Here is a 16,755-nt window from a genome sequence, read left to right on the forward strand (position 1 = left end):
CAGCATTTTTTATTGGTGATACTTTTATTTTAAGGAATCAGGTTCTGAGGTGCCGGGTTGGTGATAGAAATAATGCTATCCACAATAAAAGGGCTGTAACCTCTCCAGGGAATAGCGCCCAGATATTCTTTATAGTGCAGCTCTACTACTTTGCCACTGGCAGTCATCAACTGTTGGGCAATACGTTCGCTGGCCACCGAAAACTGGAATTCGTTAGACTGAATAGTACCAGCCACTTTACCACGATAACCCGACTGAATCAATTTACCTTCATAGGTTTTAAAGATATATCCTTTCTGCACAAAATAATTAAGCTCGCCTGCCTTTACTCCCTGTCCGAAAACGAAATAGTATTTATAGAAGAATATGCCTCCCAATACCAGTATAATAATAGAAACAACAATAAAGACAAAACGACCCATAAGTATATTTTAGTAGTGGATAATCAGAAATTCAGATCTACAAGATAAATCAAAGCAGCCATACCAAAAGCGCCCAGCTCCAGTTCTCTTTTATTCACGTTTTCGAATACATCATTAGCGGCATGGTGAATGTCGAAATAACGCTGCGAATCGGGAGAAAGTTCAGCCATCGGTGTTCCCAATGCTTCATGTAACTGGCCCACGTCTACGCCCCCTCCCTGTTCATCAAAATCGTATATGCCATAGGGTGCAAATAAGGCTTTCCAGCTATCCATCTTTGCTTTTTCGGCAGCATCCACCGTAGTGATAAAGCCTCGTGGAGTAAAGCCACCTGCATCACTTTCCAACGCGAAGATATGTTTTTCCTGCTGTGCTTTGGCTACTTCCGCGTATTTACGACCACCCCGTGTGCCGTTTTCTTCATTGGCAAATAACACCACCCGTAGGGTACGTTCCGGTTTTACTCCAGCTGCCTTGAAAGCACGCAACACTTCGATGGACTGCACACAGCCTGTACCATCGTCGTGTGCACCTTCTGCTACATCCCAGGAATCAAGATGGCCGCCTACGGTGATGTACTGGTCGGGATGTTTACTGCCCCGCAGTTCTCCGATCACGTTATGCCCGATTGTATCTTTCAGCATCATGCAATTGGTACGCAGGAATACCTTCGCGTCCACATCGTCTTTTAGCCGCTGGCTTAAACGGTCGGCATCTTCCAGTCCAATAGCTACCGCCGGAATCTTGGGATAAGCATTGTCGTATGCCATGGCGCCCGTGTGAGGGAAATTATTGGCGGCGTGACTCATAGAACGCACAATAACAGCTACTGCGCCATATTTGGCTGCACGACTGGCGCCCTGGCCACGATATTTTACAGCATCTCCATAGGAATGGAATGTTTTGATAAAAGTGGGATTGAAATGATAGTTATAAAAAACAATCTTGCCTTTTACCTGGTCTTTTTTGGCTTCCAGGTCATCGAAAGATGCTACTTCCAGCACTTCGGCTGTTACGCCGGCGGGTCCGCTGCCTACCGAATTTCCTAAAGCCAATACATTCAGCGGAGGAATAAAATCGCGCCGCTTCGATATAATACGGGCTTCTTCGGCAGCGCCTCTTATCCAATGAGGCACCATGCATTCCTGGAGATATACGGTATCTGCTCCGGCAGCCTTCAGGGCTTTCACGCCCCATTGTTCGGCTTTTACCATCTGGGGCGATCCTGCCAGGCGGCCGCCTACCTTCTTGGTTAAAGTATGCAGGTTGTCGTACGCTGTGCTATGCGTGAGCACTTCATCCGCCAGCCTTCTTAATGTGAGGGAGTCCTTTTCCTGGCTCTGGGCAACGGCAGGAAGGGAAAAGGCCACTAAAATCGGCATTATAAACTTTTTCATGCAGCAGGTTAATTTATCGTTAAAACTACTAAAAAAAGCCGCAGGAGTAAAGTATAAAGCTATCAAGATTAGGCTGGCAATAACCACTTACCCCTCCCTGCCTCCAGGCCAACTTTGGCCTATGCTGTATCCTTTCCGCTTTTTAGTACCTTTGCGGAATGCAAAAAAACATCTCATGCGCATAGGAATAGTATGTTACCCTACCTACGGTGGTAGTGGGGTATTGGCAACCGAACTGGGTAAGGCCCTGGCAGACAAAGGCCACATGGTACATTTTATCACCTACCAGCAACCAGTAAGGCTTAACGCGTTTCACGCTAATATATATTATCACGAAGTACAGGTCCCTACATATCCGCTTTTTGATTTTCCTCCCTATGAATCTGCCCTTAGCAGTACCATGGTGGATGTGATTATTAACCAGAAACTGGATCTGTTGCACGTACACTACGCCATTCCACATGCATCTACCGCATATATGGCCAAGCAAATCGTGAAAAAACATGGCAGAACAGTACCTTTCATTACTACGCTTCACGGTACAGATATTACCCTGGTGGGTAAAGACAAAACCTATGAACCGGTAGTTACCTTCTCCATCAATGAATCCGACGCCATTACAGCCGTTTCAGAAAACCTGCGGGAAGAAACCTATAAGTCCTTCCCTATAGAAAAGGACATATCGGTGATCTACAACTTTGTGGATACCCAACGTTTCAGCCGCCGGGAACTTCCTCATTTCAGGCAGGCCATTGCCCCTAACGGCGAAAAAATATTGCTGCATGTGTCTAACTTCCGTAAAGTGAAGCGGGTACCGGATGTAGTGAAAGTATTTGCCCGGGTACGCCAGGAAATTCCTGCTAAATTGTTGCTGGTGGGCGATGGGCCCGACAGACCTTCTATAGAATGCCTTTGCCGCGAATTAGGTATCTGCGAAGATGTAAGATTTGTAGGGAAACAGGAACAATTAGAAGATGTGATGTCGATCAGCGACCTGTTTTTGCTGCCTTCAGAGTATGAAAGCTTCGGGTTAGCCGCATTGGAAGCCATGGCGGCACAGGTACCAGTGATTTCCTCCAACGCCGGCGGATTGCCTGAAATCAATATCCCCGGACAAACCGGCTATATGAGCAATGTGGGCGATGTAGAAGGTATGGCCGCACAGGCGATCCGGTTGCTGAAAGATGAAAATCTCCTGCAACAGGTAAGGAAAGGCGCCTGGGAACAGGCCCAACGCTTTCATATCGACAATATCATACCCAAATATGAGGCGTTATATGAAGAAGTGCTGCAAAAACAAGTGCAATTACTTTAACGGGAACGTATCCAGCGTTCAGGGTTCTGTTTTATAGTATTCCGGTATATCTGTAATTCTATTTCACCACCGCTGCCGGCGCCACCGGTAGCAGCAACACCCAGGGTTTGACCACGTTTTACCGTAGCTCCCTTGCTCACACGTACATCCAGTAGTCTCACGTAATTGGTAAAATATTTTCCGTGGCGCAGGGTAACCATATATCCTGCGCCTGGAATCATGAATACCATGATCACCTCTCCATCAAATATGGCTTTGACGGCCGCTCCTTTGCCGGTAGCAATGATAACGCCGTTGTGATCTACTTCAATTTTCCCTATTCTCCCTGCACCAAAGTGCCCCGTAATGTGTCCGGCGTCTACCGGCCAGGGCAAGCGCCCCCGGTTGGATTCAAAATCACGCGACAGCGAAAGTGCTTCTGGCGTGGCCGCCAGTACATCTTCGGTAGATGTTTTTGCTGGTGGTAAATCATCGTCATCTTCTTCCTTCTCTTCCTCTACAGGTTTTACCGGCAGTTTTTTATGCGCTTTCTTAGCGGCAGCTAATGCAGCTTTTCTCCGGGCTTCCCTGGCAGCAGCCAGCTGTCTGCGTTTGGCTTCGGCCGCTTTTTTCCTGGCCAATGCCTGGGCAGCGGCTTTTTTCTGCGCAGCAATAATTTCGCGGCGGATCGCTTCCTGAATGGCCTGGTCAACTTGTTTGGCTTCGGCTTTACTTTTGTTGATCTGGCGCTGTAAGTCCTGTTCCTGGTCTTTCAGCTGGGCAATTGTTTGATCCGTTTCCTTTTTATCTGCCAGCAGGCTAACCCGCTGTTGTTGCTCCTGGTGCAGACTTCCTGCCTTTTCTGCCCGTTGTTGCTGGAGCACTACTAATTTCTGGTCCAGTAGTTCCCGGGTAGACAAGAGGTTTTCTGCCTGCCGGCGGCGATTTTCACGATATTGTTGCAGGTACTGGTACCGGCGTATAGCATCGTTAAAACTGGTGGCCGAAAAAAGAAAGCTGAGTACATTGTATGAGTCGCGGGTTTTGTACGCATATACCACCAACTGGGCATAACGTGCCCTTAAAGAATCTACTTCCTTCTCCAGCGTGTGTACGTTATTGTTAGTGCTGCTAATATCGCCTTCTATCAGGCTGATTTCCTTATTAATGCTGGCGATCTGTTGATTGCGGCTGGCAATTTTCTGCTCCAGTTCGCGCTGCAGGGTAAGGTTCTGCCGTGTAGACTTCTTGGTTTGCTGCAGGGCTTTATTTGCTGCTTCTATTTCTTTCAGCAGCTCCTGTTTACGGTTTTCCAATACGGTGCGCGACTGTACCTTACTCCGTTGTGCCAACAACGGTGCAGGTAATAGCCACAGCGCCATCAGAAGAGGGATCAACTTTCTCAAAAAAAAAAGCATTTGGTTAGTAAGCGAAAAGCTGAAAGCACCTTTGAGTACTTTCAGCTTCATCGTATAGTTTCAGTTAGTTAAGCTCAAATATCTATCGTCTTCTTATCCACTGCTCAGGATTCTGCTTGTTAATGCCTTTCCATATCTGCAGTTCTACTTCACCGGTGTTTTCAATATCATTGGTACTGGCAGTACCTATTACCTGCCCTGTTTTAACCATATCACCTTTTTTCACCCTTGTTGTCTGCAAACGTACATACGTGGTGAAGTATTGTCCATGGCGAATAATAATTACATAGCCCGATCCTGGCATCACCACCACAGATTTCACTTCTCCATCAAAAATGGATTTAACAGCGCCACCTTTATTAGTGGCAATCACAATACCATCGGAAGGCACCTGGATATGTTCCATTACCGCATGCTGGTGAATACCAAAGTGCTCAATAATGTTACCTGCATCCACCGGCCATGGGAGCTTTCCACGGTTGGCTTCAAAGCTCTCCGACAAGGCCAGCGCCTCTGGTGTTGCCTCCAGTACGTTTTCCGTGCGGGCAACTGGTTTTGCCGGTTCCGGAGTAGGTTCTGGTGGTTTAACTGGCGTAGGCGCGGGTTTCTCCGCAGCTGGTTTATTGGCATTATTAGCAGCGGCGGCATCGGCTTTTGCCTTTTCAGCGGCAGCCAGTGCGGCTTTGCGGGCTTCCTCATCTCTCCGGCGTTTTTCTTCTGCAGCCTTACGGCGGGCAGCTTCTTCCTCTATGGCTTTACGGCGCGCTTCTTCTATTTCCCGGCGGATTACTGCCCGGATAGCTGCCTGTACTTTTTGTGCATCTTTGTTACGTTGGTTAATATCCGCCACCAGCTCTTTCTCACGTCCTTTCAGCTTACTCAGTACCTCATCTTTTTCCTTCTTATCTTCTTCCAGCGTAGCTCTCTGGTCCTGTTCCGTTTTCAGTACATCCGAGCGCTTTATCCGCTGGTTTTCCAGGTTCTGAATTTTATGATTTAGCTGCTCCTGGGTGGTCACAATATTATCGGCCTGCCGGCGACGGTATTCACGATATTGCTTTAAATATTGAAACCGCTTTACGGCGTCATTAAAACTTTGTGCAGAAAACACGAAGTTCATCATATCATAAGAGGAACGGTTCTTATATGCGTAAACAACCAGTTGGGCGTATTGGGCTTTCAGGGTGTCCAGGTCTTTCTGGAGGGTTTTTACATCCCGTAACGCAGTATTGATATCTCCATTAATAAAGTTGATTTCTTCATTAATATTATTGATCAACCGGCTACGCAGGGTAATTTTATCACGCAGCGCGCGCAATTGCCCGAGGCTTTCGCGGGTAGATTTCTTGGTTTCCTTCAGTTGTTCGTTGGCATCATCTATTTCTTTCTGCAGCTCCCTTTTCCTACGCTCAAGTTCCTCCCGCGATTGTTGCTGCCCATTATTCTGGGCTGCCAACGTAGCTGGCACTAACCATAGCATCAATACAAACGGGATAATCTTCTTCAAATACAACATGACTAGTTTTAGTAACTGCAAATTAAATAAATATACAACGTTTATTAGTTTAATAAAGACGACATTTTACGCAATGTTCATTTTACATGCGCTTATAGCTGGAAGGCATGCTAAAAGGAAAGCTCAGCGGCGTATCAAAATCGTACCGCGTAAAGTCAAGCGCTACCTTGGTTACATTTTTTTCTTCCACATAAATACGACGGGTGGTGGGAAATTTACGCCCGGCCACCGTTGTATAATCGCCGTAAGTCAGCTCGCAGGAACGTTTAATAGCGCTGGTGCTGTCTTTGTCCATGACCTTGCTCTGCTGCAATCCATAGTCATCCGCAAACACATTAAACAGGCTTACAAACTTCGCATGATCACAACTGAAGGAAATGATAGACGGCGTTTTCACTACCTGGTATACAGAGTCAGTAAGATATACCGGGTTACCAATCAACATATCCTGCAGGGTTGAGAAATCAAATGGTATATTCAGCAACTCCTCTGCATCCGACATCTTCCGGAGGAATAATTGTTTATCCAACCGGTTATACATTTTAAGGCTATCCGGCGTAATCACGGCCCTGATCACTTCGTCTACAATAGGCGCCGAAATAGAAATCCAGATGATGCTATCCTTTTTGATTCGGAAGGTAGCATTCAGGTTATTATGACTTTTTTTATCTGTTTCAAATGCCAATTTCATCTTACCGGAAAAAGTGGCAAAATCGATATGGTTGGCATGTATTCCCTTCAGCATGTCACTGGTAAACCTGGTTAACTCCTCATTGGAAGAGCTATCCCTGGTAACGATTACCTTATTGGTATCCGCTGCGGGGAAGGTGTTTCTTGCCAGTTTCTTGGGATGACGGCAGGCCATCATTCCTATACCAATGGATGCAATTAAAAGTGTGACGATAATATTTCTCTTCATTGATCAATACTTGTAGCTAAAAGCCTATTGAATATATCTTTTTTCGGCAATCTTACGGACCAGGCCAACAGAGGAAGCTCCTTTGTCTTTTGCCATCTGCCAGTATTCCACTGCCTTTGTAACTTCTTTCAGGTTAAACAGAATGTCTCCGTAATGTTCCAGTACATTCGGATTTTTCTGTGCCTCCGGATACTGCAGGGCTTTTTCTATCCATTGCCTGGCCTCTGTAAACTTCTCCTGACGGAAAAGAATCCAGGCATAGGTATCCATGTAAGTTGGGCTATCGGGTTCGATCTCCAGCGACTGCTTTGACATTTCCGCCGCCCTATCCAGGTTTTCTCCCCGCAGCGACAGGTAGTAGCTGTAATTATTCATGATCAGTGCATCTTTCGGACGCAACAGCAAAGCGCGTTCATAACTGCTGTCTGACTGCTTATGCTGACCTGTTGCGTGGTATGCATCGCCCAACAGGGAATAAATATCTCCTAAAAATTTCTTTTCTCCATTCCCTATCTCCAATGCTGTATTCAAAGAGTTGATCGCATTCGGATATTGCTGTAATAAGAAGCTGGCCACCCCTTTAAAATAATAGCCCATAAATTCCTTGGGGAATTTGGTGGTAACATTGTTACTGAGGGTAAGCAATGCTGTTGGATCTTCCTTACGGGAGTAAATCCACATCAGCTGATACCATACCGAAAAGCGGGTATCGTCGAGACTGATCGCCTTTTTATAACTCACTTCTGCACTATCGATCATATCTGCCTGGGAAAACATGTCCCCCTGTAATGCATAGCCCTTGGCATCCTGTGGATGTGCCCGGATAATCAGGGAAGTAAGCCGCAATCCCTCGTCCAGCTTGGCAGTGTCGAGGTTCAACATTTGAAGATATGGATATACGTAGGCTACTTTTTCGTCGATATTATAATTCGGATTGGCAAAAGCTTTGGTAAGATTGCCCCAGTAGGTGGCCATGTCATTGTTCTTCCTGGCGTAGGAAGCCAGGGCGATCAGTGCCCTGGGGTTATCCGGGTCTTTAGTCAGGATAGTATGATATATCGATGCCGCATCAGGAACACGGTCGTTGGCATCATAGATCTCAGCCAAAAGGTAGTAGTAGCGGATTTCCTGGGGATTCTGATCAATCAGTTTCTGTATTTCTGCGGCGGCCTCGTCTACCATGCTCATCTTCAGCAACAATTTTTGTTTTTGATAGATGAGTTCTTCCACTACGCCCACTTTTTTCTCCAGTTGGTTAAATGTGGCTAGTGCAGAAGCAGGTTTGTTGGCTTTCGCCAGGAGTATGCCTTTATTATAGAGATAATCTTCGTTATCGGGATACTTGCTGGTAAGGCCATCAAACACGTAGGCAGCACTGTCAAATCTTTGATTAACGGCATACGCATCCGCGAGGGTTATCTGGAACCAATGATTCTGCGGATCGAGCGCTACCGCTCTGCGGGCAAAGAGGAGGGCATTCTCCGCATGCTGCGTTTCCATAAACAGCCGGGCCAGTTCATAGTTGACGGTCGCATTATTTTTATTCAGCCGTAGATAGTCGATATACTGGGTGATGGCCGTGCTGTAATCGCCCAGCATTTTGGAACGCTGTGCGGCGAAAAAAAGGCTATCGGCCCGTTGTGCAAGCACAACGGCATTTTTGTTGGTTGCGTTTTTCCGCGACGTCGTTTGCCTGCCGCCACTACAAGCTCCCATTAACAAAAGGCCAACCAGTCCTATAACGGTGAAGTAGATCCGCATTTATCAGGATTTACCGGTATGTCCAAACCCGCCTTCTCCCCTAACGGTTTCTGTCAATACGGTTACTGGCTGAACGGCCACCTGTACAAAGGGGGCCACGACCATTTGAGCGACACGGTCGCCCGGGTGAATAGTTTGCGGTTCGTTAGACAAATTGATGATAATTATTTTCACTTCTCCGCGATAATCTGCATCTATCGTGCCGGGTGTATTCAGAACGGTAAGCCCCTGTTTAACAGCCAGCCCGCTGCGTGGGCGGATCTGCGCCTCATAACCAGCCGGCAGCTCCATAAATAAACCAGTAGGAATCAGTACTCTTTCCAGCGATTGTAGCGTTACCGCTGTTTCCAGGTGTGCGCGGAGGTCCATCCCTGCCGCATCCGCCGTAGCATAGGCCGGTAATTCGTTACCGGACTTATTAATAATTTTCACAATAATATCCGCCATTGAACAAAGATATTTTAAAATACTAAGGAATGGTAATTACTGGGTAATATGCTCCAGTAATACCACCGCATGGGCTGTAACGCCCTCTTCGCGGCCTACAAATCCCATTTTTTCTGTGGTGGTAGCCTTTACGGATACATCTTCTGTGCTGATATGTAAGGTAGATGCAATGACAGCCTGCATTGCCGGTACATAAGATTTGATTTTGGGTGCTTCCAGGCAAAGAGTACTGTCTACATTCACTACCTGGTAACCTTTTTCACCAATGAGCTGCGCACAACGGGCCAATAATATCTTACTGTCGATATTCTTATAGGCATTATCTGTATCGGGAAAATGCACCCCGATATCTCCCAACGAAAGCGCGCCCAGCATAGCATCACAGATTGCATGCAACAGCACATCGGCATCACTGTGTCCCAACGCTCCTTTATGATGCGGTACCAATACTCCTCCCAGCCAGAATTCCCGGCCTTCTACCAATTGGTGAAAATCTACCCCTAACCCAATACGTATCCTACTCATATTCGTAATTATTTAATCATTATGCCAATCCGCAAGGTAAGGCATTAAATATAAAAATCCCCCCGTCTGGCGGAGGGATTCAACCGTTTAACCAATTAGTTATTTACAGGTATATCGTTACCAGCCGGTGCGACTCTCCTCATCTCTCGGGCCCAGGTCAAAGGTCAGCGTAAACCTCAGGGTATTCGACAGCGGATTACGCTGAATACCGGTTCCGGAAGGCACCAGGTAAGAAAAATTCAGTCCGAAAATATCATACTTGACGCCGATCCCAGCAGTAAAGTACTTGCGATTTCCCTTGTATTTATTTTCGTTGAAATAACCCGCTCTTACCGCAAACTGCTGGTTATACCAATATTCCGCACCTACAGAATACATGAGTTCCTGCATTTCTTCCTTAAATCCTCCAGGCGCATCTGTAAAAGAGCTGAACATCCCCTGCAGGGTGCCTTTCTCTTTATATGCACCTGATGAATCCGGCGTGGGTACCATCAGCTTATTAATATCCAGCGCAAAAGTCAGCTGGTTGCTTTCATCCAGGGAAATGGTATAAGCCGTTCCTAAACCCAGGTTAGTGGGCAGGAAATCCTTGTTGGCAGCAGAACCCAGGTAGGAAATCTTGGTACCGATATTGGAAATAGCCATCCCGATGTTCAGCCGGTTTACCAACCCATCAGATTTTTCAAACTCTTTAGTATAAAATCCTGACAGATCTACTGCGAAAGATTTACCTGCCTTGATAATACCATCGTTGGTACTCTGGCCTCCTGCGAGGTTGGAGTAAATATAGTGGCCGGTTAACCCGATAGAGAAGTGGTCAGACAACTTACGGGCATAACCTGCATCCAACGCAAACTCCCGCGGGTGGAAATCTCCATTGGGATTGCCAGTCAAGTCTGTGAAATTGATAGTTCCCAGGGAGAAATAACGTAAAGACCCCGATATGGCTTCTTTATCGTTTAATTTGGTATATCCGGTAAGACTGGCCAGGAAAACGTCATTCACCAGTTCTTTCAGCCAGGGAGTATAGGTAACTGCAAAGCCCGCATTTTTTTCTGCGAATGGCAGTTTGGAAAGGTTGTTATAAATAGAATATGCATCCGGTGAGAGTGCTACGCCCACATCGCCCATAGCACCACTTCGTGCATCCGGCGTAATTCTCAGAAAAGGGACGGCTGTATTTACAGCATTAGTACGTCCATCTGTCTGCCCCGGATTGGTGATTTGCGCTGAAACGTTAAAACTTATGAAAGTACCGTAAATGAACACGAAGCCCATTGTTACCTTTCGGATCATGCAGATTTTGTATTTGATAAGGATGTAAAAATAATTTTATTTATTAATATAACATAGAAAGGGGTTTATTTGGGATATTGGTCAAAATATTACGCACTTTACATGGGCTACCATAATACCAGTTTACCGCCTTTTGTCTGCGTTCTTTTCGTGGTCTTGATAATTAACCTGTACACGTACAGACCTGGAGATAGTTTTACTCCCGCATCATCACAACCATCCCAGGGTATGCCATCATAACGACCAGTGACAGAAATTATTGTGCTGCGTAATGTTTTCACCAAGCGCCCCCCTACTGTATATACCTGCAGGGTCAGTTGTAATTCTTCTCCCTGCTGGTTATGCAAAAAGGTAAAACGTGTTGCATCATGAAAGGGGTTCGGATAATTCCTCACCTCTTCTACTGCCAGTGCTCCTTGTTCTGCTACTTTAAAATGGATAGTAGTGTTGCCAGCATTGTTATAAGTGTCCCATGCTTTAACAGTGATCCTATGCTCTCCAACGGGCAATCCGCCCAAAGGAAACAGTATACTTCCTTTCTTATAACTGTCCAAAGATGCCGCAAAATAATCATTTAACACAAAATATTCTGAACTATCCAGGATGGCTATAAGCCGATAGTCATCATTATTCCCGGAAATATCGATCCCGCTGCTGTCGGCCAGGTCTACCAGTAGTACCGGCGATGGCCCGGTAATATCCCCATTTTTAAAGCGCCGGTTATCCAACCAGGCTGTTATTAGGGGTCCGGCTACATCCTCGGCGGGGTTGGTTGCAAGGCCGGTCGTGGTAAAATGATCGAAATAGCCATTACCATCCTGCCGGTCGTTACTCACGTAGTAACTAATCTTTCCGTTACCTGTACCCTCCCGGATGTCCCGTGGCGCCACAAATGTAAATGAAAACTTCCCCTGAGTCACTGTTTGCGTGCCCTGAAAAAGGACATTTTGCTGTACGACATACGCTGCTGGCTGGCTACCAGGATCATTTCCTCGTGTTTTTAGTTGGGCTGGCTGATCGTACACAATAGTGTTCAGCGTGCCGCCGTAGGTATCCAGGGCCTTTCCTTGCGCATCGGCAATATGCCCTTTGATGGTGTAGGTTCCCAGCCCTTTGATCGTATCCACAGCCCCATTCACCGCTTTCCCGTTAATAGAATCAGTCACCACCCGGTAGGCAGGAAAGGCCAGGGTGAGGGCCGGATCGCCAAGTAATTGGAACTTGCGGTTATTGATTACATCACTGGAGCTGCTGTTGGTCCGCTTTTTAGCCAGCATGGCGGCCATGCCCAGGGAGGGCATAGTACCATCGGCCAATGGCGTAAAGGCAACGTCCAGGTAATTGGCATTCATTAATCGGTTGGAGGCAGCAAAAACGGCCCTGGTGGTAGTCATTAAGGCAATAGCCCCTCCAGAATGCTGTAATAATACACGGTGCCCGAGAGAGGTAATCCCCGGGTCGTCGTATGGGGCAAAGTCGCAGGTGGCCGTGATAAATAAGGGAAGCTGCTGATCGTTATGCCAGTCATTAATGCTGGTAGCATCCATGATATTTTCTGCCGCCAGCCGGGAGTTGCTGCCATGCCCGGAATAGTTGAATACCAGGGTACCTTTATTGATACGCCTGGCTATGGCGGCATTAACTGCCGGAGCAATGGGACCGGCACTACCAGCTTCCTGGGGCCAGGCATCCAGGTATATTTTATCAATGTTGAGCTGTTGGGCACTACCAGCAATGACAGTGCTCATTTTCTCCCCATCTTCAAAATGCAGGTTATTATCTTCATCATCGGCTACCAGGGTTACCTGGTTGCGCCAGGGGCCAAAGGCAGCCGGTTGCCGGTAGCGAATAATTTTATCTACTGCCAGCGAGGCTTCCCCTATCGTGCGGGCCGGGATACGCCCGATGCCTATTTCCGGTAAATCCGGTATGTCCGTGCGGTTAATATCTCCACCATCTTTCAAAATCCCAAAATAATCATCAGTTACATACGACCGGATAGCATCCAGCGACGCCATACTTTCCCAGGAGGGAACGTCGTTCGTATTATTCTTTACCCGCCAGCGGTAGTCATAAGACGCGGCACCAAACAACAACAGGTAGCGGGGCGCGGGGCCCCGGTCAGAAAACATCTTTATATAGTCACGCAACGCTGTAGGATCGGGCGTGCCGGCTCCAAACTCGTTATATACCTGGTCGATGGTAGCTACCTGTACTGTCAGGTGGTCCATATCCCGGTGCAGGGCTGCTAATCTCTCCGCCGCACCTCTCAACGCAACGGTGGTGATGATAATCATATCGGCGGCCCCATTTCCATGAAGGTCCTGGTTGGGAACGGCACCCACCAGTACAGGGGTCAGGGCAACTATTTCATTAAACGCGATGTATTCATGGAGGCGGTCATTTTTCCGGTTAAACAGGAGGGAATCGCCCTGTAGCATACCGTTTACAGCTACGGGGTGTATAGGATCGGTAACATCCCATATTTTCGTTTGCCCGCCAGCGTTATACAGGGCCAGGGGGGTATAGGGAGAAGTGCCTGCAGTGGTACTGCGAAAATCTAGCATACCGTTAGGCGGTAATACGAGCGGGCAACGGGCCTGCACCTCCAGGTAGTCCAGCCAGCCCCGGTCATTGAGACTACCTGGGACAAAGGTCACTCCAATTTCCACCTGGGCCTGGGCCGCGGGAGCAGTACCCGTGCCCGTAGCCACAGTAGCCACCCCTTCAAAGATATTATCGGTCACCGGCAGCAGATACAGGCTGCTAATGGCGCTTGCCTGGTTAACGGTGGCATTAAAGGTACTCCCACTGCCACCGCTGCGGGCGGCGGCCCGCATGGTCAGCGTTACTGGCCCGGCAGGTGTCGTGGGCAATATGAAACGGTAGTTACGCGACAACCCAATCACTTTACTAAACTCCTGCCCCCACCATTGCTTCCCGCTATTCAGGAAGTTAATGCTGTCCCGTTCGTAAAAGGCCCGGTAATCGAAGGTATTTTCCGGAATTCCGGGTTGTAAAGGTGTGTAATCGGATGATATACGGAGGCCATTGTCCATGGCCGTAATAAAATACCAGGCGGTGTCGGCATACAGGTTACGCTGATGGCTGAACATACCGGTTCCGGGGTCGTACTTCCAGCTATGTGGGCCGGGGGCATAAAAAAGCAGGTAGTCGTTGTCATCCAGGTAGCCATCACCGTTATCCTGTGCATAAAGCGCTACCTCGGGCAAATCGTCATAACGGGGGGAGCCGGTGGCTTCGTCCAGCATCTGTCCCCCTGTACCAAACAGGCGGATAGCCCCGGTGGGCAGGTGGGCGGCCATGCCCATACTTTTGAGCAGGGAGCCGGTTATTTTATAGACGCCAGGTTCGCTGACGGCCAGCTTATACCAGCTGCCACCGGTCAGCACGGTATTTTTTTTATACTGCCTGGGGCTTTGCTGGGCATATGTTCTGGTTTCTCCCAGCAAAAAAATCAGGAACATCCCTATAAAAATATAATTGAGTTTCATTATCTTAATCGCCGTTTTTCGGCCAGTTGATTTAGAAGACCCTTTATCAGCGGGGACGATTGGCAGCAAATTACAAATTAATTTTTTTCGCCATAAAATAAAAAAGAGTACATTTGCGTTTACTGTAAATATACTAGACAAAAGCTGTATCGCATGCGTAGATTAACCTCTTTATCATTGCTCGTAGGTACCAGCGTAATGCTATCCATGAGTGCCTGTCACAAAGACGGCGGGGGACTTTTCGGTAAGAAGAAGTCGGCTTCTTCTGCTACCGGCTGGAACTATAACGACCAGAAAATGGGCGGTTTCAGCGTAGCAAAGAACGTAAACCAGCAAACAGGCCCTGGTCTTGTTTTCGTGCAGGGCGGTACCTTTGCCATGGGAGCAACGGAACAGGACGTAATGGGCGACTGGAACAATATTCCACGTCGTATTACTGTTTCCTCCTTTTACATCGACGAATCGGAAGTAGCCAACATACACTACCGCGAATATCTCTACTGGTTGAACCGCGTTTACGGCGAGTCATTCCCGGATGTATACCGTAACGCGTTGCCAGATACCCTGGTATGGCGTAGTGAGCTGGCCTACAACGAGCCACTGGTGGAATATTATTTCCGTCACCCGGCATATAACGACTATCCGGTAGTAGGCGTTACCTGGAAACAGGCAACCGACTACTGTAAATGGCGTTCCAACCGTGTAAACGAAAAACTGCTGATGGACAAAGGCCTGCTCTCCAAGGCAGACGTGAACAACCAGTCAGACGATAATACTTTCGACACCAAATCATATACTGCCGGTTTATACGAAGGTACTCCCGGTAAAATGTCTAAAGGCACCAAAGGCCAGTTCAAAAATGCGGACGGAACTCCCCGTAACGCTGCCTTTGAAGATGGTATCATGTTGCCTAACTACCGTCTCCCAACAGAAGCTGAATGGGAATACGCTGCACTGGGTTACATTGGTCAAAACCCTGGCCCTTCTAAAAAAGAAGGCAAACACGGGGAAGAGCTGATCATGAACAAACAGGTATACTCCTGGGGAACCAACACCAGCGGTTTACGTGATATCCGACGTGGTACCATGCAGGGCCAGTTCCTGGCCAACTTCAAGCGTGGTTCCGGTGATAACATGGGTGTGGCCGGTGGTTTGAACGACCGTGCTTCTATCCCTGGTCCTATCCGCTCATTTTATCCAAACACTTTCGGTATCTACAATATGTCAGGTAACGTAGCAGAATGGGTACTCGACGTATACAGACCACTGAACCCGATCGATGGAGAAGACTTCAACTACTATCGTGGTAACAAATTCCAGACTGTTTACCAGAACGAAAATAAAGAGTTCGAAAAAGATAGCTTAGGTCACCTGAAAATGCGCGATGTAACAGACGAAGAAAGTGCTAACCGTCTTAACTATCAGAAAGGGGATGTAATCAACTATCTCGATGGTGACTCCCTCTCCCAGGTTGAATATGGTTACGGTATCACCTCCCTCATCAACGATAAATCACACGTGGTGAAAGGTGGTAGCTGGAACGACCGTGCTTACTGGCTTTCCCCTGGTACGCGCCGTTACATGCAGGAAGACATGGCCACTAATACCGTTGGCTTCCGTTGCGCTATGGACCGTGTAGGTAGTCCGGAAGGTAACAAGTTTAAAACAGGTAACCTGTTTAAGAAACAACGCCAGAAAAGATAATACTTAGTATAAGAAATAAAAAGAGCGAAGATGATATCATCTTCGCTCTTTTTTTATAGCTTTTATCACCGGGTTATTTCCACAGTTCCAGGATTTCTTCCGTATGATTTTTAGTGTCGGGCTTTTTGATGATATGTGCAATCACGCCTTTCTCATCAATCAAAAAAGTGGTGCGATGAATACCATCGTATACTCTTCCCATCATTTGTTTTTCACCCCATACACCGTACTGGTTCACAATCTTCCTATCTTCATCGGCAAGTAAGGTAAATGGCAGCTCATATTTTTCAATGAACTTCTGGTGACTTTGTTCGCTGTCGGTGCTCACACCCACTACCACATATCCTTTTTTCAACAATGCTGTATAGTTGTCACGCAGATTGCATGCCTGGGCAGTACATCCCGGTGTCATATCTTTCGGATAAAAATATAACACCACCCGCTTTCCTTTAAAATCTGCCAGGGATACGGTTTTGCCATGCTGATCTTTTCCTTTAAAAACAGGGGCTTTATCGCCTTCTTTCAAGTTTTCCACCATATA

13 protein-coding genes are annotated in these 16,755 nt (G+C 47.3%); 2 read left to right on the plus strand and 11 right to left on the minus strand.

Annotated features, from left to right (window positions below; genetic code table 11):
- Positions 1-29: 29 nt before the first annotated feature.
- Positions 30-422: a hypothetical protein gene (locus tag FHW36_RS00805; protein WP_145660745.1), complete on the minus strand. Its 393-nt coding sequence runs from the start codon at positions 420-422 to the stop codon at positions 30-32.
- A 23-nt stretch (positions 423-445) separates the two neighbouring features.
- The gene (locus FHW36_RS00810) at positions 446-1,819 is read right to left on the minus strand and encodes a M20/M25/M40 family metallo-hydrolase (protein WP_145660748.1); all 1,374 of its coding nucleotides are present in this window, start codon (positions 1,817-1,819) and stop codon (positions 446-448) included.
- A gap of 175 nt (positions 1,820-1,994) precedes the next feature.
- On the opposite strand from FHW36_RS00810, the gene bshA reads away from it, so the two are divergent.
- Positions 1,995-3,134 carry an N-acetyl-alpha-D-glucosaminyl L-malate synthase BshA gene (bshA, locus tag FHW36_RS00815; RefSeq protein ID WP_145660751.1) on the plus strand — a complete coding sequence of 380 codons (1,140 nt, stop codon included), beginning with the start codon at positions 1,995-1,997 and terminating at the stop codon, positions 3,132-3,134.
- Here bshA and FHW36_RS00820 read toward each other — a convergent pair.
- The 8 genes from FHW36_RS00820 to porU all read right to left on the minus strand — a co-directional run bounded on the left by FHW36_RS00820 (position 3,131) and on the right by porU (position 14,510).
- Positions 3,131-4,519, minus strand: a complete 1,389-nt coding sequence (locus tag FHW36_RS00820) for a murein hydrolase activator EnvC family protein (RefSeq protein WP_186452264.1) — start codon at positions 4,517-4,519, stop codon at positions 3,131-3,133. The two genes, bshA and FHW36_RS00820, sit on opposite strands and share 4 nt — an antisense overlap.
- A gap of 94 nt (positions 4,520-4,613) precedes the next feature.
- Positions 4,614-6,038, minus strand: coding sequence for a murein hydrolase activator EnvC family protein (locus FHW36_RS00825; RefSeq protein ID WP_186452265.1), 1,425 nt, complete (start codon positions 6,036-6,038; stop codon positions 4,614-4,616).
- A 91-nt stretch (positions 6,039-6,129) separates the two neighbouring features.
- On the minus strand, positions 6,130-6,966 hold the full coding sequence (locus tag FHW36_RS00830) for a DUF4292 domain-containing protein (protein ID WP_145660760.1): 837 nt from the start codon (positions 6,964-6,966) through the stop codon (positions 6,130-6,132).
- Between the two features lie 24 nt (positions 6,967-6,990).
- A complete protein-coding gene (locus tag FHW36_RS00835; RefSeq protein ID WP_145660763.1) occupies positions 6,991-8,727 on the minus strand; it encodes a tetratricopeptide repeat protein in 1,737 nt (578 codons plus the stop codon).
- Positions 8,728-8,730: 3 nt separating this feature from the next.
- Positions 8,731-9,174 (minus strand): dUTP diphosphatase, encoded by a 444-nt coding sequence (dut, locus tag FHW36_RS00840; protein ID WP_145660766.1) that lies wholly within the window; start codon positions 9,172-9,174, stop codon positions 8,731-8,733.
- A gap of 36 nt (positions 9,175-9,210) precedes the next feature.
- Positions 9,211-9,699: a 2-C-methyl-D-erythritol 2,4-cyclodiphosphate synthase gene (gene ispF / locus FHW36_RS00845; protein ID WP_145660772.1), complete on the minus strand. Its 489-nt coding sequence runs from the start codon at positions 9,697-9,699 to the stop codon at positions 9,211-9,213.
- A 117-nt stretch (positions 9,700-9,816) separates the two neighbouring features.
- Positions 9,817-10,995: a type IX secretion system outer membrane channel protein PorV gene (gene porV / locus FHW36_RS00850; protein ID WP_145660781.1), complete on the minus strand. Its 1,179-nt coding sequence runs from the start codon at positions 10,993-10,995 to the stop codon at positions 9,817-9,819.
- Positions 10,996-11,102: 107 nt separating this feature from the next.
- On the minus strand, positions 11,103-14,510 hold the full coding sequence (gene porU / locus FHW36_RS00855) for a type IX secretion system sortase PorU (RefSeq protein WP_145660784.1): 3,408 nt from the start codon (positions 14,508-14,510) through the stop codon (positions 11,103-11,105).
- A gap of 153 nt (positions 14,511-14,663) precedes the next feature.
- Between porU and FHW36_RS00860 the strand changes: the two genes are divergently transcribed.
- On the plus strand, positions 14,664-16,214 hold the full coding sequence (locus FHW36_RS00860; RefSeq protein WP_145660786.1) for an SUMF1/EgtB/PvdO family nonheme iron enzyme: 1,551 nt from the start codon (positions 14,664-14,666) through the stop codon (positions 16,212-16,214).
- A gap of 73 nt (positions 16,215-16,287) precedes the next feature.
- Here the strand turns inward: FHW36_RS00860 and bcp are convergent, their stop codons facing one another.
- Positions 16,288-16,752 carry a thioredoxin-dependent thiol peroxidase gene (gene bcp / locus FHW36_RS00865; protein WP_145660789.1) on the minus strand — a complete coding sequence of 155 codons (465 nt, stop codon included), beginning with the start codon at positions 16,750-16,752 and terminating at the stop codon, positions 16,288-16,290.
- Positions 16,753-16,755: the final 3 nt, after the last annotated feature.

Source organism: Chitinophaga polysaccharea, assembly GCF_007829335.1.
GTDB classification, from domain to species: domain Bacteria; phylum Bacteroidota; class Bacteroidia; order Chitinophagales; family Chitinophagaceae; genus Chitinophaga; species Chitinophaga polysaccharea_B.